General features: G+C 59.9%; 15 protein-coding genes. 6 read left to right on the forward strand and 9 right to left on the reverse strand.

Going from position 1 to position 18,655, the window contains the following annotated elements; genetic code table 11:
• The 3 genes from eutP to maeB all read right to left on the reverse strand — a co-directional run.
• The coding region (eutP, locus tag CW267_RS26560; RefSeq protein WP_023323086.1) for an ethanolamine utilization acetate kinase EutP at positions 1-479 on the reverse strand (479 nt) is incomplete at its 3' end.
• Between the two features lie 12 nt (positions 480-491).
• Positions 492-827: an ethanolamine utilization microcompartment protein EutS gene (eutS, locus tag CW267_RS26565; RefSeq protein ID WP_002913729.1), complete on the reverse strand. Its 336-nt coding sequence runs from the start codon at positions 825-827 to the stop codon at positions 492-494.
• 218 nt (positions 828-1,045) lie between these two features.
• A complete protein-coding gene (gene maeB, locus CW267_RS26570) occupies positions 1,046-3,325 on the reverse strand; it encodes an NADP-dependent oxaloacetate-decarboxylating malate dehydrogenase (RefSeq protein ID WP_008803844.1) in 2,280 nt (759 codons plus the stop codon).
• A 294-nt stretch (positions 3,326-3,619) separates the two neighbouring features.
• Here maeB and tal point away from each other — a divergent pair, with 294 nt between their 5' ends.
• Together tal and tkt are read left to right on the forward strand one after the other, a co-directional pair.
• Positions 3,620-4,576: a transaldolase gene (gene tal / locus CW267_RS26575; protein WP_008803843.1), complete on the forward strand. Its 957-nt coding sequence runs from the start codon at positions 3,620-3,622 to the stop codon at positions 4,574-4,576.
• A gap of 16 nt (positions 4,577-4,592) precedes the next feature.
• The gene (gene tkt / locus CW267_RS26580; protein ID WP_008803842.1) at positions 4,593-6,587 is read left to right on the forward strand and encodes a transketolase; all 1,995 of its coding nucleotides are present in this window, start codon (positions 4,593-4,595) and stop codon (positions 6,585-6,587) included.
• Here tkt and CW267_RS26585 read toward each other — a convergent pair.
• The 3 genes from CW267_RS26585 to aegA form a co-directional block, all read right to left on the reverse strand.
• On the reverse strand, positions 6,577-7,623 hold the full coding sequence (locus CW267_RS26585) for a DUF1176 domain-containing protein (protein WP_072122196.1): 1,047 nt from the start codon (positions 7,621-7,623) through the stop codon (positions 6,577-6,579). The genes tkt and CW267_RS26585 overlap by 11 nt on opposite strands.
• 63 nt (positions 7,624-7,686) lie before the next feature.
• Positions 7,687-8,283: a GDP-mannose pyrophosphatase NudK gene (nudK, locus tag CW267_RS26590; RefSeq protein WP_016161622.1), complete on the reverse strand. Its 597-nt coding sequence runs from the start codon at positions 8,281-8,283 to the stop codon at positions 7,687-7,689.
• A 58-nt stretch (positions 8,284-8,341) separates the two neighbouring features.
• A complete protein-coding gene (gene aegA / locus CW267_RS26595; RefSeq protein ID WP_100781384.1) occupies positions 8,342-10,324 on the reverse strand; it encodes a formate-dependent uric acid utilization protein AegA in 1,983 nt (660 codons plus the stop codon).
• Between the two features lie 372 nt (positions 10,325-10,696).
• On the opposite strand from aegA, the gene acrD reads away from it, so the two are divergent.
• Positions 10,697-13,810 carry a multidrug efflux RND transporter permease AcrD gene (gene acrD, locus CW267_RS26605; RefSeq protein ID WP_008803839.1) on the forward strand — a complete coding sequence of 1,038 codons (3,114 nt, stop codon included), beginning with the start codon at positions 10,697-10,699 and terminating at the stop codon, positions 13,808-13,810.
• A 127-nt stretch (positions 13,811-13,937) separates the two neighbouring features.
• On the opposite strand, the gene ypfM is transcribed toward acrD, so the two are convergent.
• On the reverse strand, positions 13,938-13,997 hold the full coding sequence (gene ypfM, locus CW267_RS26610; RefSeq protein WP_100181659.1) for a protein YpfM: 60 nt from the start codon (positions 13,995-13,997) through the stop codon (positions 13,938-13,940).
• Positions 13,998-14,362: 365 nt separating this feature from the next.
• Here ypfM and CW267_RS26615 point away from each other — a divergent pair, with 365 nt between their 5' ends.
• Genes CW267_RS26615 through CW267_RS26625 form a run of 3 tightly spaced genes read left to right on the forward strand, consistent with a single transcriptional unit; the run spans position 14,363 to position 16,077 of the window.
• Positions 14,363-14,716, forward strand: coding sequence for an ArsC family reductase (locus CW267_RS26615; RefSeq protein ID WP_008803838.1), 354 nt, complete (start codon positions 14,363-14,365; stop codon positions 14,714-14,716).
• 3 nt (positions 14,717-14,719) lie between these two features.
• Complete coding sequence (dapE, locus tag CW267_RS26620) at positions 14,720-15,847, forward strand: succinyl-diaminopimelate desuccinylase (protein ID WP_012540914.1); 1,128 nt, start codon at positions 14,720-14,722, stop codon at positions 15,845-15,847.
• A 26-nt stretch (positions 15,848-15,873) separates the two neighbouring features.
• Positions 15,874-16,077: a YpfN family protein gene (locus tag CW267_RS26625; RefSeq protein WP_002913768.1), complete on the forward strand. Its 204-nt coding sequence runs from the start codon at positions 15,874-15,876 to the stop codon at positions 16,075-16,077.
• Between the two features lie 48 nt (positions 16,078-16,125).
• Here the strand turns inward: CW267_RS26625 and ypfH are convergent, their stop codons facing one another.
• Both ypfH and CW267_RS26635 read right to left on the reverse strand, forming a co-directional pair.
• On the reverse strand, positions 16,126-16,821 hold the full coding sequence (gene ypfH / locus CW267_RS26630; RefSeq protein WP_008803836.1) for an esterase: 696 nt from the start codon (positions 16,819-16,821) through the stop codon (positions 16,126-16,128).
• Positions 16,822-16,897: 76 nt separating this feature from the next.
• On the reverse strand, positions 16,898-18,655 hold a 1,758-nt coding region (locus CW267_RS26635; RefSeq protein ID WP_101148676.1), incomplete at its 5' end, for a tRNA(Met) cytidine acetyltransferase TmcA.

Below are 18,655 nucleotides of genomic sequence, written 5' to 3' on the forward strand. Positions count from 1 at the left end.
TAGCGGTAATGAGTTTCTTCACCTGGCCCTTCCTCCTTTTGGCTGAGCTCACTCAAATAATTTTCCAGCGACGCGACGCTTTGCGGATCGCAACCGTTGAGGGCGAAAACCGGCGCCTGAAACCCCATCCCGTCCAGCAGCTGCCGCACCGCGGCGACGTTGGCATCCGGCAGATCCGTTTTACTGATCGCCACGATAAGGTGCTTTCGGCTGCCAATATCCAGTAACCCGGGAGGCAAGCGACTTTCGGTATCATTGGCCGCGTGGACATAAATCAGGGTGTCCACATCCTGCAGGGTGGTAATTAAGGCGTGATACCAGCGCGGATGGCTGAAATATTCCCCGGGTGTATCGATGTCGCCACGATCGTTAAATTCCAGCGCCTGCGTTTTTCTGGCGAGGGAATAATTTCCCTGCAGGGCATTAAATAACGTGGTTTTTCCTGCACCGACGGCGCCGACAATGGCAATACGCTTCATGGTCGCTCTCAATTAACTTTTCGTTAATTCGCACAAGGTATAATTTAATAAGCGGCCTAACCCGCCGATGGTCTGCAGGAGCGCCTCCTCCACCGCGCCGACCGAACCGTAGATCACCAGCGCGCCGCTAAACCGGTCGAGAAAACCGATGTGCACATCGGCGGCCTTCATCGCCAGATCGCCGGCGATCATCGCTGTTTCCCCCGGTGTCAGCGTCATAATGCCGATCGCGCCGGATTCGGGTACGCCGATCTTTTTCGCCAGCTCCGCTCCCGGGTGGGCAATCAGATGCGCCAGTGTGACCTGTTTGCCTGGTACGAATTCCTGAATAATGCGTTCTTTATCCATGACTGATTGCCCCCCTGAAATCTGTCCTCATGGTGACGGTATTTCAGCGCGGCAAATAACAAATTTCGGCAAGTGGGGTTAAAAGGTGAAGTGGATCACTCAGGAGAGAAAATAATAATGCGGCGGAATTAAAAAGGCAGGCTCAGCGTTTTTACTCGCCGGCCTGCCTGATATTGTGCGCGGAAAACTCTCCGCGCGTTAATGGGAAAAAAACGAGATTACAGCGGTTCGGTTTGCGCTTCGACAACCGCCAGCGCCACCATATTCACAATGCGGCGTACGGAGGCGATCGGCGTCAGAATATGCACCGGCTTCGCCACCCCCATTAGCACTGGTCCGACGGTCACCCCTTCCGAACTGGAGACACGCAGCAGGTTATAGCTGATCCGGGCGGCTTCCATATTCGGCATCACCAGAATATTGGCCGATCCCTTCAGCGGGCTGTCCGGCATGCGGTCGTTGCGGATGCTTTCCACCAGCGCGGCGTCGCCATGCATTTCGCCATCGATCATCAGCTCCGGGGCGCTCGCCTTCACCAGTTCAAGGGTTTTGCGCATCTTGCTGGCTGACGGGCAGTCGGCGGAACCAAAGTTGGAGTGCGACAGCAATGCCACCCGCGGCTCAATACCGAAGCGACGCACGCTTTCCGCCGCCATCAGGGTGATCTCCGCCAGCTCTTCCGGGGAGGGATCGTGATTGACATAGGTGTCGGCGATAAAGGTGTTGCCGCTCGGCAGCAGCAGCGCATTCATCGCCCCGGCGGTGCTGACGCCGTCGCGATAGCCAAACAGCGGCTGCACCACGCGGTAGTGGTCGTGGTACTCGCCGATAGTCCCGCAGATCATCGCATCCGCTTCACCGCGATGAACCATGATGGCGCCAATCACCGTGGTGTTGCTAATCACCGCCCGCTGCGCCTGCTCCTGGGTAATGCCGCGGCGCTTCATCAGCTGGTAGTACTCGCTCCAGTACTCTTTAAACCGCGGGTCGGATTCATTATTGACGATCTCAAAGTCAACGCCGGCCTTGATCTGCAGACCCAGCTTCTGGATGCGCATTTCAATCACGCTAGGGCGCCCCACCAGAATCGGTTTGGCCAGCCCCAGCGACACCAGCTCCTGAGTGGCGTGCAGCACCCGGGTCTCCTCCCCTTCCGCCAACACCACGCGCTTCGGCTCTTTGCGCGCCTGAGAGAAGATAGGCTTCATAAACAGGTTGGTTTTATAGACGAACTCGCTCAGCTTCTCGATATAGGCGTCAAAATCAGCGATGGGGCGCGTTGCCACGCCGGAATCCATTGCCGCCTTCGCCACCGCAGGGGCAATCTTGACGATCAGCCGCGGGTCGAACGGTTTCGGAATGATGTAGTCCGGACCAAAGCTTAAATCCTGATCGCCATAGGCGGAGGCCACCACTTCGCTCTGCTCAGCATGGGCCAGCTCGGCAATGGCGTGCACCGCCGCCAGCTTCATCTCTTCGTTGATCGCCGTCGCGCCGACGTCCAGCGCGCCGCGGAAGATGAACGGGAAGCAGAGCACATTGTTGACCTGGTTAGGGTAGTCGGAGCGACCGGTACAGATGATGGCGTCATCGCGGACCTGCTTCGCCAGCGGCGGCAGAATTTCCGGCTCCGGGTTGGCCAGGGCAAGGATCAGCGGCGCGCGCGCCATCTTCTTCACCATCTCCGGAGTCAGCACTTTCGGGCCAGAGCAGCCGAGGAAAATGTCGGCGCCATCGATCACATCATCAAGCGTACGTTTGCCGTCGTCTTCCACTGCGTAGGCGGCTTTGGTTTCCGCCATGTTCGGTTCACGGTCTTTATAGATGACGCCTTTCGAATCGCAGACCACGATGTTGTGCTTTTGCATCCCCAGCGCCACCAGCAGGTTCATGCAGGCGATCGCCGCCGCGCCCGCGCCGGAGACCACCATCCGCACGTCGGACAGATTCTTCTCGACGACGCGCAGACCGTTGAGGATCGCCGCGGTGCTGATGATCGCCGTGCCATGCTGATCGTCATGGAAAACCGGAATATTCATCCGCTCGCGCAGCTGCTGCTCGATGTAGAAACACTCCGGCGCTTTAATATCTTCCAGGTTGATACCGCCGAAGGTCGGCTCAAGGGCGGCGACGACGTTAATGAATTTGTCCGGATCCAGCTCATCGACTTCGATATCAAACACATCGATGCCGGCGAATTTCTTAAACAGGACGCCTTTGCCCTCCATCACCGGCTTGCCGGCCAGCGCGCCGATATTCCCCAGCCCCAGCACCGCGGTGCCGTTGGAGACGACCGCCACCAGGTTGCCGCGGGCAGTGTATTTGTAGGCGGCCAGCGGATCTTTTTCGATTTCCAGACAGGGGGCCGCGACGCCCGGCGAGTAGGCCAGCGCCAAATCGCGCTGGGTGGCGAGAGGTTTGGTCGGCGAGACCTGGATTTTTCCGGGAACCGGAAATTCGTGGAAGTCGAGGGCGCTCTGTTTTAACTGCTCATCCATTTTCTATTCCTTTCTTTCACGTATCGTTCGTAGGGGAAAAGCGTGATGACCATCCTGTCGTTCACCTTTCAGTGGCAGACAGTATCCCTCCTGGCGGGGCGATAAACTTTGAACACCGCCAAACTCTGGCCATCGCTATGATCTGGTTGTTATCAATTTATAGCGGTTATGTTACCCGGATTCGCCGCCAATAATAGCCCCGTCTGCTATGCTTTTTGGTTATGTACCTCATCACTATTTATACCGCATACCGGCAAGCACTCATGTAACACCTTGTTCCAGGAGGACTTATCTATGAATCAGCTAGACAGCATCAAGCAGTTCACCACCGTGGTCGCCGACAGCGGCGACATCGAATCCATTCGCCACTATCATCCGGAAGATGCCACCACTAACCCCTCCCTGCTGCTGAAGGCCGCCGGCCTGGCGTCCTATAGCGGACTCATTGACGACGCCATCGCCTGGGCGAAAAAGCAAGGAGGCGGCCGTGAAGCGCAGGTGACTCACGCCTGCGATAAGCTGGCGGTCAATTTTGGCGCGGAGATCCTCAAAAGCATTCCGGGCCGGGTCTCCACCGAGGTGGACGCCCGGCTCTCCTTCAACCGGGAGAAGAGCATCGAGAAGGCGCGCCATCTGGTGGCGCTGTATCAGGAGATGGGCATTGATAAGTCGCGGATCCTGATCAAACTGGCATCCACCTGGGAGGGGATCCGCGCCGCCGAGACGCTGGAAAAAGAAGGCATCCACTGCAACCTGACGCTGCTGTTTTCCTTCGCCCAGGCCCGGGCCTGCGCCGAAGCCGGGGTCTATCTGATCTCCCCTTTCGTCGGGCGTATTTATGACTGGTATCAGGCGCGTAAGCCGCTGGATCCTTACGTGGTGGAGGAAGATCCGGGGGTGAAATCGGTGCGCAATATCTATGACTACTTCAAACAGCATAAATACACCACCATCGTGATGGGCGCCAGCTTCCGCCGCACCGAACAGATCCTCGCCCTGGTCGGCTGCGACCGGCTGACCATCGCCCCGCCCTTGTTAAAAGAGCTGCAGGCCAGCGACGCCCCGGTGGTGCGCAAACTGATCCCTGCCAGCCAGATCCTGCCGCGCCCGGTGCCGCTCAGCGAGGCGGAGTTCCGCTGGGAACATAATCAGGACCCGATGGCGGTCGAAAAGCTGGCGGAGGGGATCCGCCTGTTCGCCGTCGATCAGCGCAAACTGGAAGATCTGCTTGCCGCCAAACTGTCACTTTAGTCTCACGGAGAAAACTATGTCCCGAAGAGAGCTTGCCAACGCCATCCGCGCCCTGAGTATGGACGCGGTGCAGAAAGCCAATTCCGGCCACCCCGGTGCGCCAATGGGGATGGCAGACATTGCCGAAGTGCTGTGGAACGATTTTCTCAAGCACAATCCGCAGAACCCTGGCTGGGTGGACCGCGACCGCTTTATTCTGTCCAACGGCCACGCGTCGATGCTGCTCTACAGCCTGTTGCACCTGACCGGCTACGATCTGCCGCTGTCAGAACTCAAGCAGTTCCGTCAGTTGCACTCAAAAACGCCGGGCCACCCGGAGCATGGCTATACCCCCGGGGTGGAGACCACCACCGGCCCGCTGGGCCAGGGGCTGGCGAACGCCGTCGGCATGGCCATCGCCGAACGCACCCTGGCGGCACAGTTTAACCGCCCCGGTCATGAGATTATCGACCATCACACCTGGGTTTTCATGGGCGATGGCTGCCTGATGGAGGGGATCTCCCATGAGGCCTGTTCGCTGGCCGGTACGCTCGGACTGGGTAAGCTGATCGGTTTTTACGATCACAACGGCATCTCCATCGACGGCAAAACCGAAGGCTGGTTTTCCGATGATACGGCCGAACGCTTCCGCGCCTATCACTGGCATGTGATCGGTGACATTGATGGTCACGATCCGCAGGCCATTAAACAGGCCATTGCGGAAGCGCAGGCGGTGAAAGATAAGCCGTCGCTGATTATCTGTCGGACCATCATCGGCTTCGGTTCGCCCAACAAAGCGGGGTCGGAAGAGTCTCACGGCGCGGCGCTGGGCGAAAAAGAGGTGGCCCTGGCCCGCCAGCAACTGGGCTGGAAATATCCGCCCTTCGAGATCCCGAAAGAGATCTATCAGGGCTGGGATGCGCGTCCGCGCGGCGAAAAAGCCGAGCACGCCTGGAACGAGAAATTCGCCGCCTACCAGCAGCAGTTTCCGGAGCTGGCCGCTGAGCTGACTCGCCGCATGGATGGCACCCTGCCGGAAGACTTTGCCGCGACCGCCCGCGACTACGTGGCGAAACTGCAGGCCGAGCCGGCGAAAATCGCCAGCCGCAAGGCCTCGCAAAACGCGCTGAACGCCTACGGCCCGCATCTCCCGGAACTGCTGGGCGGTTCGGCGGATCTTGCGCCGAGTAACCTGACCATCTGGTCTGGCTCGACATCGATTAAAGACGATCCTGCGGGCAACTATATCCACTACGGCGTGCGCGAATTTGGCATGACCGCGGTGGCCAACGGCATCGCCCTGCACGGGGGCTTCATTCCGTATACCTCTACCTTCCTGATGTTCGTGGAGTACGCCCGCAACGCCGCGCGCATGGCGGCCCTGATGAAGGCCCGGCAGATCATGGTCTATACCCATGACTCCATCGGTCTCGGGGAAGATGGCCCGACGCACCAGGCGGTGGAACAGCTGGCCAGTCTGCGTCTGACGCCGAACTTCAGCACCTGGCGCCCCTGCGACCAGGTGGAGACCGCCGTCGCCTGGCAGGCGGCCATTGCGCGCCAGAACGGACCAACGGCGCTGATCCTGTCGCGGCAAAACCTGGCGCAGATGCCGCGCACCCCGGAACAGGTGCAGGCTATTGCCCGGGGAGGCTACGTGCTGAAAGATGCCGGCGGGAAGCCCGACCTGATCCTCATCGCCACCGGCTCGGAAGTGGAGATCACTGTGCTGGCCGCAGAAAAACTGTTGGCGAACGGGGTGAATGTGCGGGTCGTCTCGCTCCCTTCCACCGATGTGTTTGATGCCCAGGATGAGGCCTGGCGCGAGTCGGTGCTGCCGTCGGACGTTAGCGCCCGGGTGGCGGTCGAGGCCGGGATAGCGGACTACTGGTATAAATATGTCGGCTTAAAAGGCAAGATCGTCGGCATGACCGGCTATGGCGAATCCGCCCCGGCAGAGCAGCTGTTTCCGTTCTTTGGCTTTACGGTCGACCATATCGTCGCCACCGCGGAGCAGGTGCTTAACGGGTGATCCACAGCGTGGGCCAGGCGTCTGGCCCCTGCCAGTTATCACACGTCGGCTGCTGCGCGTAGCGGGAGAGACTGAACCGCTGGCCGTCAAAACGCCAGCGGGTCTGGATCCCGCAATCGCCGGCCTCGCGGCCTTTATCCAGGGTCACCAGCTCATGGCGGCGATCATCGTAGCTGGCGTTGATAAGCTCGATCTCCCGCGGTGCCTCGCCCGGCGGCTGAAACGGCAGCGTCAGTCGCACCTGACGGGCGACATACGGCCGCTGGCGGGTGACCAGCCAGGCCAGCCAGACGGTGTTGTACGCGCCGGATTCGCAGCTGGTCATCAGCAGCACTTTGTCATCCGTCAGCGCAGTAACGCGAATTTCACGGCGGAAGGGATCGAGGGAGCAGTTGCTGTTGTTCATCCGCTCATTACCGTAGTCCATCAGATCGTTGAGCTCCTCACGCCCCAGCGGCGACTGCGCTGTTTCCGCGGTCGCCACCGCGCGCAGCGCCGGGGCCGGCGGTACGCTGAGCGGCGGCTCTTCCCCTTTGCCGACCCAGGCCGTTTCACTGCCTACCCGCTTTTGCCGATCGTCGATAAAAAACAGAGCCGCTTTCAACCCCTGCAGGGAGATGCTCTGCAGGCCATTGGCCAGCGAGAGAGCTTTCCCCTCCTGAACCTGCTGGAGAAATGCATCGATCGTCACGCTGTCGGCGGTTTTAATGAGCTTATCTTCAATGTGCCAGCGCTTGTCGGTCAGGGACACCGGTTTGCCATCCAGCAGCAGGCGCGGCGCTATCGGCGCTAGCGTCGCCACCGGATTACCGGTGCCCCCCAGTTCGATACGCAGGCTGGCGTCAGTCACTGCTCCGGCGCTGCGGCTGAGGGTCATCACCAGCCCATAATGCAGCCCCACGTTACGGGTGACGCAGAAATTTTGGTTGTTACAGGTGACCTGCCAGTCGTTGAAGCGCTGCTGCGTCGGTGCCGACCATGCCTGCGAGCAAGGCAGCACCGCCAGAAAGAGGAAAAAAATGATGCGAAAAAGCATGAACCGCCCGACCCCAGATAAACCCGACCACGGCGCCTATCCTGGACAACGGCAGCCGCTTACTCAATCGGATTTGTCAGAGTTCCTCGACATCAGGCCGGAGGTTTGCAGATACTGCAGCAGGATGACCGCCTTACCGTCGCGGATCTCACCGTCAGCGACCATCTGCAGCGCCTGGCTAAAAGGCAGCTCCAGCACCTCGATGGCTTCATCATCCACCCCGCCGCCGCTGGTGGTTCGCTGCGCGTCGCTGTACTCGGCGATAAAGAAATGCACCACTTCGGTGACGCCCCCTGGCGACATAAACAGCTCAAACAGCTTACGCACCTCGCCCACTTCGTAGCCGGTCTCTTCCACCGCCTCTTTACGAATGCAGGCTTCCGGCTCGTCGTTGTCCAGCAGCCCGGCGCAGGTTTCAATCAGCATGCCGTCATGATTGCCATTGACCCAGGTGGCGACCCGGAACTGCCGCACCAGGACCACCGTCTGCTTATGGCGGTTATACAGCAGTACGGTGGCGCCATTGCCGCGATCGTAGACTTCGCGCTTATGGCGCACGACGCTGCCGTCCGCCCGCGTTAGCTCATAAGTCATGTTGCGTAGTACGAACCAGTTCTCAGAGAGGATTTTATCTTTAATGACGTGAATATTGAGTGACATACCGACCCCACAGCGTAAAAGGACGCCCTCATACTACGCTGCGGGGCCGGGTTTGTCGTCAGTGAAGCGGCGTCGTTTTCAGCGCCAGATAGTCCAAAATCCCCTGCGCCGCGTGACGGCCTTCCGCCATCGCCGTCACTACAAGGTCTGCGCCGCGCACGGCATCGCCGCCGGCAAAGATCTTCTCCTGACTGGTCTGGTAACGGTAACGGCTCTCGACGCCGGCTTTGATGCGCCCCTGGCTGTCCAGCGCCACGCCCGACGCTTCCAGCCAGGGCATGCGGTGCGGGTGGAAGCCAAAGGCCATGATCACCGCATCCGCCGGCATAACAAACTCACTGCCGGGGATCGGCGTCGGGCGGCGTCTTCCTCCCGCGTCCGGGGCGCCCAGCTCGGTGCGCAAAAAGCGTACCCCGTTCACTCGCCCGCTTTCGTCCAGCTCCAGGGTCACCGGCTGGACGTTAAACTCAAAGACCGCCCCCTCTTCGCGGGCGTTTTTGACCTCTTTTTTCGAGCCCGGCATGTTGGCTTCATCCCGCCGATAGGCGCAGGTCACCTGGCGGGCGCCGTGACGCAGCGCGGTGCGCACGCAGTCCATCGCTGTATCGCCGCCGCCCAGCACGACGACGTTCAGCCCGGCAGTGTTGATATAAGGCTCCTGAGCCGATGCCGCCAGCCCCATCACCTGTTTGGTGTTGGCAATGAGGAACGGCAGCGCATCGTAAACGCCGGGGGCCTCTTCGTTCGGCAACCCCGCCTTCATGGAGCGATAGGTTCCGGCGCCGACGAACACCGCGTCATAGTCGGCCAGCAGCGTCGCCATGGGGATATCTTTCCCCACCTCGCAATTGAGCTCAAAGCGGATACCCATCTCGCTGAAAATGGCCCGCCGCCGGGCCAGCAGCGATTTATCCAGCTTGAACGCCGGGATGCCGAAGGTCAGCAGACCGCCAATCTCCGGATGACGGTCAAAAACCACCGGCTGGACGCCGTGACGCACCAGCACATCGGCGCAGGCCAGCCCGGCCGGCCCGGCGCCGATAATCGCCACCCGCTTACCGCTCGGCTTAACCTGCGAGAGGTCCGGACGCCAGCCGCTGGCCAGCGCCTGGTCGGAAATATAGCGCTCAATGTTGCCGATGGTGACTGCGCCGCTTTCATCGCGCAGGGTGCAGGCACCTTCACACAGCCGGTCCTGGGGGCAGACGCGACCGGTGATCTCCGGCAGGCAGTTGGTCTGATGGGAAAGCGCGACCGCGGCGGCGATATCCCCCGCCTTAACCAGCTCGACCCACTGCGGGATATGGTTATGCAGCGGGCAGGTCCATTCGCAAATACTGTGTTCCCCACACGTGAGGCAGCGGGCGGCCTGCTGCTGCGCCTGCGCCGGGGTGAACGGCTGATAGATCTCCTCAAAGTGGCTCTTACGCGCCTCCGCCGCCAGCTTATCCGGCTCCCCGCGCGGCGGCGTCATCGCCATTTGCCTGACCTTCGCGCCAACATTGGGCTGGCTGCAGGTCAGCGTACCGCGCTGCCACGGCTGCACCTCCTGGCATGCCGAGCGCAGTCGCCGCTGCTTCGCCAGCGCGGTCAACGTCTCATCGTCGGCGAGGGTCAGTGCCTGCGCGGGACAGTTTTCCACACAGGCCGGTCCCGCCTCGCGGCCCTGGCACAGATCGCATTTCAGCGCGCTGGCCTTTACCAGGCCCGCAGCCTGCGGCGTCACCACCACCTGCATCACCCCGAACGGGCAGGCCACCATGCAGGATTTACAGCCAATGCATTTCTCCTGACTGACCTGAACGCTGTCGCCGGACTGGGCAATGGCGTCGTTGGGGCAACTGCGGACGCAGGGGGCGTCTTCACAGTGGCGGCAGGTGATAGCGTTACGCTGGCCCGCCGCTTTGATGACGGTGATACGAGGTAAAAAGCGCTGCGGGGTCAGCACGTGTTGCTCCTCGTTATGCGCCATTACGCAGGCCACTTCGCAGGCCTGGCAGCCGATACATTTTCGACTATCGCTCAAAATAAAGTGGTTCATGGCTTCCTTTTGTCTTTTTGGTGAATAACCCCTCAATGCGCATGACTATTTATTACCCGACAAGACGGCGCCGGAACAATGTCCAAATGCCCAGGATAAACTTTTTCTGGAGAGAATCCGTTTTGGATCAATTTTTTTGACTTAAATGAAATGAGGTTTCACACCGGCAAGAGATAATGCGCCTGTCTGAGGCTGCAAAGCAGACTCACTGCCTGCTGGCAGGAAAGTTCGAGGTTTCTTTACGATACGGCAAAAGCAACATGATAAATTACACTATCTCCTTAATTTCTCCACGATTGACGGAGGCGCTGGCGCTAAAGTGGCACAGGCTGTGCAATAACAAAAAAATGTGCATATGAGGTCTTTATTCTGATGGCGAATTTCTTTATCGATCGCCCCATTTTTGCGTGGGTGCTGGCAATCCTGTTATGTCTGACGGGCACCCTTGCCATTTTGTCGCTTCCCGTTGAACAGTATCCCGACCTCGCCCCGCCGAACGTGCGGATCACCGCCAACTATCCCGGCGCCTCCGCGCAAACCCTGGAGAATACCGTCACCCAGGTTATCGAACAGAATATGACCGGCCTCGATAACCTGATGTATATGTCATCCCAGAGCAGCGCCACTGGCCAGGCGACGATCACCCTCAGCTTCACCGCCGGTACCGACCCGGACGAAGCCGTGCAGCAGGTTCAGAACCAGCTGCAGTCGGCGATGCGTAAACTGCCGCAGGCGGTGCAAAACCAGGGGGTGACGGTGCGCAAAACCGGCGACACCAATATCCTGACCCTCGCCTTCGTCTCCACCGACGGCAGCATGGATAAACAAGATATTGCCGACTACGTCGCCAGTAACATTCAGGACCCGCTCAGCCGCGTCAACGGCGTGGGGGATATCGACGCCTACGGCTCGCAATACTCAATGCGCATCTGGCTCGACCCGGCGAAGCTCAATAGCTACCAGCTGACCACCAAGGATGTGACCGACGCCATCAGTTCGCAGAACGCCCAGATTGCCGTCGGCCAGCTTGGCGGGACGCCTTCGGTCGATAAGCAGGCGCTGAACGCCACCATCAACTCGCAATCTCTGCTACAAACCCCGGAGCAGTTCCGCAATATCACCCTGCGCGTCAATCAGGATGGTTCAGAGGTGACGCTGGGCGATGTCGCCACCGTCGAGATGGGGGCGGAGAAGTACGACTACCTCAGCCGCTACAACCGGCAGGCCGCTTCGGGCCTGGGAATTAAGCTTGCTTCCGGCGCCAACGAAATGGCCACGGCGGAGCGCGTGATCAATCGCCTCAATGAGCTGTCGCAGTATTTTCCTCACGGTCTGGAATATAAAGTCGCCTACGAGACGACCTCCTTCGTAAAGGCCTCCATCACTGATGTGGTCAAAACGCTGCTGGAGGCGATCCTGCTGGTCTTCCTCGTGATGTATCTGTTCCTGCAGAACTTCCGCGCCACCCTGATCCCGACCATCGCCGTGCCGGTGGTGCTGATGGGCACCTTTGCGGTGCTGTATGCCTGTGGCTACAGCATCAACACCCTGACGATGTTCGCGATGGTGCTGGCGATCGGCCTGCTGGTGGATGACGCCATCGTGGTAGTGGAGAACGTCGAGCGCATCATGAGCGAGGAGGGCCTGTCGCCCCGCGAGGCGACCCGCAAATCGATGGGGCAAATTCAAGGCGCACTGGTGGGGATCGCCATGGTGCTGTCGGCGGTGTTTGTGCCAATGGCCTTCTTCGGCGGCACCACCGGGGCCATCTATCGCCAGTTCTCAATCACTATCGTCGCGGCGATGGTCCTCTCGGTGCTGGTGGCCATGATCCTCACTCCGGCCCTTTGCGCCACGCTGCTCAAGCCGGTTAAGCCAGGTGAATCCCATGAAAGAAAAGGCTTCTTCGGCTGGTTCAACCGCACCTTCAACCGCAGCGCCAGCCGCTACGAAACCTTTGTCGGCAAAATTCTTCACCGCTCGCTGCGCTGGATGCTGATCTACGTCGTCCTGCTCGGCGGGATGGTGTTCCTGTTCCTGCATCTGCCCACCTCGTTCCTGCCGCTGGAGGATCGCGGGATGTTCACCACCTCGGTCCAGTTGCCGAGCGGCGCTACTCAGCAGCAGACGCTGAAAGTAGTGCAAAAAGCGGAAGATTACTTCCTCAATAATGAGAAGCAGAACGTCGAATCGGTATTTGCCACCGTCGGTTCCGGCCCCGGCGGCAACGGGCAGAACGTGGCCCGCATGTTTGTGCGTCTCAAAGACTGGGACCAGCGCGACCCGGAAACCGGCTCCTCCTTTGCCATTATTGAACGCGCCACCAAAGCGTTTAATCAGATCAACGAAGCGCGGGTCATCGCCAGCAGCCCGCCGGCCATCAGCGGCCTCGGCAGTTCGGCAGGCTTCGATATGGAGCTTGAGGATCACGCCGGTAAGGGGCACGATGCGCTGATGGCGGCACGCGATACGCTGCTTGAGCTGGCCGGCAAAAACCCACTGTTGACCCGGGTCCGCCATAACGGGCTCGACGACAGTCCGCAGCTGCAGGTCGATATCGATCAGCGTAAAGCGCAGGCGCTGGGCGTCTCCATTGACGACATCAACGATACGCTGCAAACCGCGTGGGGGTCGAGCTACGTCAACGACTTTATGGATCGCGGCCGGGTGAAGAAAGTCTACGTCCAGGCAGCGGCGAAATACCGGATGCTGCCAGACGATATCAATCTCTGGTATGTCCGCAACAGCAGCGGCACGATGGTGCCGTTCTCGGCCTTCGCCACCTCACGTTGGGAGACCGGCTCGCCGCGTCTGGAACGCTACAATGGCTACTCGGCGGTGGAGATCGTCGGTGAGGCGGCGCCGGGTATCAGTACCGGCACCGCGATGGACATGATGGAGAAGCTGGCCGCGCAGTTGCCAACCGGCTTTGGCCTCGAATGGACCGCCATGTCCTACCAGGAACGCCTCTCTGGCGCTCAGGCGCCGGCACTGTACGCGATTTCGCTGCTGGTGGTGTTCCTGTGCCTGGCGGCGCTGTACGAGAGCTGGTCGGTGCCGTTCTCGGTGATGCTGGTGGTCCCGCTCGGGGTGATTGGCGCCCTGCTGGCGACCTGGGTGCGCGGCCTGGAGAATGATGTTTACTTCCAGGTGGGCCTGTTAACGGTGATCGGCCTGTCGGCGAAAAACGCCATTCTGATCGTTGAGTTCGCCAACGAGCTGAACGAGAAAGGCCAGGATCTGCTCAGCGCCACGCTGTCGGCCTGCCGTCAGCGCCTGCGCCCCATCCTGATGACCTCGCTGGCGTTTATCTTCGGCGTGCTGCCGATGGCGACCAGCACCGGGGCCGGTTCCGGCAGCCAGCATGCGGTCGGTACCGGGGTGATGGGCGGGATGATCTCCGCCACCGTGCTGGCCATCTTTTTCGTGCCGCTGTTCTTTGTGCTGGTACGCCGTCGCTTTCCGCTGAAGGAGCGTCCGCAATAAGCCGTCGGGCGTTGGCGGCGAGCCTTAATAACAGAAAAGGCGACCCTTAAGGTCGCCTTCTTTATGTGTTCAGAACGATGACGCGCTTATTTACTTCGCGTTATTCCCCTGCTCACATTGCGGAAATTTATTTACGAAGCATGCCTTCAATAAAATCTTTCCAGTTCCCCAGTTCATGTTCAATCATAATAGCCTCTCTTATTATTATGGTCGATTCTATATAACTTCATTGCTGATGGGAAGTTGGGCTCCCCTATTGCTCTGATTGTCTTGTGGACGTCTGACAGAGATAAAACCTCTGGTTGCCGCCACTATGCCGTTTCGTATGTAAAAATTATGTGACGCAGAGCACTCTCAGGCAACATTTTCGCAATATTGTTAATAGCCTCACATCACTTCCGCGAATGAGCAAAATTTCACCACGCCGTCAATTGAATGAGATACCCGGTAAAAAGTTATATTTATTCATCTGAATCACGTATTATTTCAGTAAGACTTATATATTCGGAAATATCTGAGTTAACCGCTTAATTGAATGTGAAAGGTTTATCTATGCTCACCATGTACGGAATTAAAAACTGCGATACCATTAAAAAAGCCCGTCGCTGGCTGGAAGCGCATCAGATTGCGTATCAGTTTCATGACTACCGCGCCGATGGCCTTGACCGCGCGCAACTGGATACCTTTATTGCCGAACTGGGCTGGCAGGCGCTGCTGAACACCCGCGGCACCACCTGGCGCAAACTCGACGAGTCGCTGCGCAACAGCATCGATAATGCCGACGCCGCCGCCGCATTGATGCTGGAAATGCCGGCGATTATCAAACGCCCATTGCTCTGTGCGCCCGGTCGTCCTATGCTGCTGGGTTTTAGTGAAGCAAGTTATCAGCAGTTTAACGAGGTATAGTCTATGTCTTGCCCGGTCATTGAGCTGGCTCAGCAGCTTATTCGCCGCCCTTCCCTTAGCCCCGATGATGCGGGATGCCAGGCGTTAATGATTGAACGCCTGCGTGCGATCGGCTTTACCGTTGAACCGATGGATTTCGGCGATACACAGAATTTCTGGGCCTGGCGCGGCCACGGCGAGACGCTGGCCTTCGCCGGCCACACCGACGTGGTCCCGGCAGGCGACGCCGACCGCTGGATCAACCCCCCGTTCGAACCGACCATCCGCGACGGCATGCTGTTCGGCCGCGGCGCAGCTGATATGAAAGGCTCGCTGGCGGCGATGGTGGTGGCGGCGGAACGTTTTGTCGCGCAGTACCCGAATCATCGCGGCAGACTGGCGTTCTTGATCACCTCAGATGAAGAGGCCAGCGCCAAAAACGGCACCGTCAAAGTGGTGGAAACGCTGATGGCGCGTAATGAGCGTCTGGACTACTGTCTGGTCGGCGAACCCTCCAGTACCGAAGTGGTCGGCGATGTGGTGAAAAACGGCCGCCGCGGCTCGCTGACCTGCAACCTGACCATTCACGGCGTGCAGGGCCATGTCGCCTATCCGCACCTTGCCGATAACCCTGTCCATCGCGCGGCGCCGATGCTGGCGGAGCTGGTCAATATCGAGTGGGATAAAGGCAATGAATTTTTCCCGCCAACCAGCATGCAGATCGCCAACGTACAGTCCGGTACCGGCAGCAACAACGTGATCCCCGGCGATATGTTCGTCCAGTTCAACTTCCGCTTCAGTACGGAACTGACGGACGAGATGATCAAAGCCCGCGTGGTCTCCCTGCTGGAAAAATACCAGCTGCGTTACAGCGTGGAGTGGTGGCTCTCCGGCCAGCCGTTCCTCACCGGGCGCGGTAAACTGGTGGATGCGGTGGTGAGCGCAATTGAGCACTATAATGAGATCAAACCGCAGCTGTTGACCAACGGCGGCACCTCTGACGGTCGGTTTATCGCCCGCATGGGGGCGCAGGTGGTTGAGCTGGGCCCCGTGAACGCAACCATTCACAAAATTAATGAATGTGTGAACGCCGCCGACCTGCAGCTGCTGGCACGGATGTATCAACGCGTAATGGAACAGCTGGTCGCCTGACGAATTGACGTAAAGAGGAAGCGCGCATGGAATGGCTTATTAAACACTGGTGGATTCTGGTTCTGGTCTTTTTGGTGGGGGTGATTATCAACGTGATCAAAGATCTGAACCGCGTTGACCACAAAAAATTCCTTAACAACAAACCCGATCTGCCGCCGCACCGCGATTTTAACGATAAATGGGACGATGACGACGACTGGCCAAAGCACGACCAGTCGAAGAAACCGTAAGTTTGCCTTTATCGCGGTACTGCCCGCCTGTAACCCCGTCCGCCGGGGTTACAGCATTTCGATGATATCGTCCCCTTTTGGCGTACTGCCGCTCAGCGCCTCATCAAAATAGTGCTTCGGCACGGTATAACGCAGACGCTCGATGGCAAACTGCATGCTGCGATCGTCAATGGCATGCCCCAGATCGTCAACAATATCTAAGGTCACGTCGCCGCCCGCCTGCTGTAATGCCTCCTGAGCCGACACCGCCCACGCCAGGTCGATAACCCGATCTTCCCCCCCGTGGATCAGGTGAATGGTGGTGGCCGTCGTTGCCGTCATCGGCAGCGTCGCGTAGCGGCCATTAAAGGCGATCACTCTTGAAGCCAGATCTGGCGCCGCTTTGATACTCTCCAGCGACATAATCGCCCCCTGAGAGAAACCGATCAGCGCGGTGGCCAGTGGACTGACGCCGCTTTTCTCCTGCCAGTAGCGCACAATGTCAATGAAGGTCGGCATAATGGCATCGATGCGCTGCTGACGATTCTCTTCCGTCACTCCCTGCACCGAAAACCACTGCCGACCGTTGGGACCGCAAGGTTCGACCCCGCCGATGCTGACAATTAGCGCATCGGGAAACTGCGGCGCGAACCAGCTGCCGATTTGCCCCATAGAGACCGGGTTATCCCCTACGCCATGAAACAGCAGCAACAGCTGTTGCGCAGGCGTCGCAGGGCTTTGAACAATAAAATGATCGTGTTTCATGGCTGTCTCCTTAGTGTATGCCGGCAGTTTACGCCGCTCGCCAGATATGACCATGCCATTTAACTGAATGAGTTAGTTAAAATAATTGCAGATGCGCCACCTGCTGACGCAGCGCCTCAGCACGCGCTGCATCGAGGAAGCGCAAGGCGTCAGCGGCCTCAATACGCCATCTCGCCAGCAGGGCTTTACGCCCCGTCAGCCGCAGCGCAGCACACAGCGCGGCTTCCTCTTCCCCCTGCAGACGTCCGCGCAGAGCCGGCAACGGCATGTCGGCCTGCATCAGCAGGCGGTTGAGGCAGCCCAGCGCCGCGGCCAGCGGGCGATGGGCGAAAGCAAAGCTCGCCGCTTCCAGCCAGTCCTCATCACTAAGCATAGCGTCTGCGACGGCCGGCAGCGGCGCGGATTCGTCCCGCCACGGGCGAAGCCAATATTCATCCCGCAGCAGCCGCTGCGCCTCCCGCTGCGCGAGCTGGTGCCCCGCTGCAGTCAGCGGGAACAGAGCCATCGCGGTATAGCAGCCGCTGCTGGCCTCGCGATGGGTTCCCAGCCGCACGAGGATAAACCCGCAGCGTTGCCAGAAGCGCCACAGCTCAGGGGTATAGCCGAAGCTGACGGACAGATAGTCATAGCCTGCGGCATCGGCGGCGATACTGGCGATCATCTTCTGCCCGAGACCTTCGCGCTGACGGGCAGGATGGACAGCGATCCGACTGACCCGCAGACCGGACAGCGTCGCCGCCAGGGGACTGCCGCCATGCGCCGCCAGCGACTGGGCGACCAGATTCCCGCGCGGCCGGCGAAACCCTGCCCACACCGCCCGGCTAAGTTCGGGAGAAAGTCCCCCCTCGGCCACCAGCCACAGCGCGCCCGCCACCGCGCCGCTGGCGCGAGCGCAGCGAAAAGCCTGGCCGGGGGCATCCATCATGCGCCGCAGATCGAGCGGGGAAGTCCGGTAGTGCGCCCCGGACAATAGCTGGTACATCGCCTCCGGTAGCGCTGGCTGCGATTGCCAGCAGGACTGATTAACCGCTTCCAGCACCACCTCCCCCGTCGGCGCGTCGCGAAATGCCTCATCGTTAAAGATCAGCAACTGACGGATGGCTGACTCCAGCGGACAGCCCGCCGCCCAGCGGATCGGGGCGCTCAGGCTGAACGACTGCAGACGGGGCAGGCTGGCGCAAAATTTCAGCAGGAATCCGCGACCGGTGCCTTCATAACCCTGCACCGTCGTGGTGAGTAGCGTGCGGGGAAAACGGCTTACCAGCTGCCGGAGAAGCGGAGCCGGGATCGACGCGGCCTCATCGACAATCAGCCAGGCCGCCGTTTCTTGCGACGCCAACAGCGCATCGGGCGCCATAAAGCGGAACGCCTCGCCGGCAAAGCTCGCCAGCACCTCGACGGCGCTACGCGTTGGGGCGGTGACGATGGCCTCGCCCTCAAGCTGGCGCAGCAGCATGCCCGCGAGAGCGGATTTCCCTCGCCCGCGCTCTGCCGTCACCGCCGCGATACCGGGCGGCAGCCGCAACAGTTGCTCAAGGATTAGCGCCTGCTCGGCCTGGGGGTGGCCATCGGCGGGATGCCAGTCAGGGCGGGGGGCGGCCAGCGGGAAGCGCGGCCGGTCCGACTGCTGCCAGAGCAGCACCTCCGGATCGGCGATAAACTGCCGGCAGCAGCGGTGAACAAAGTTGGGGGTAACGATAGGGTCGGGAGTATCGCTCCAGCGCAGGGAGTCCTCATCCGCCCGGGTCGGCCAGTCGGCGAAGGGGGGCGTCAGCAGCACCAGCCAGCTTCCCGCCCGCAGCGTACCGCTCAGGGCCGCCAGGGCCGCCACGTC

The sequence above is a fragment of the Klebsiella sp. X1-16S-Nf21 genome (assembly GCF_002837615.1).
GTDB lineage: Bacteria > Pseudomonadota > Gammaproteobacteria > Enterobacterales > Enterobacteriaceae > Klebsiella > Klebsiella variicola.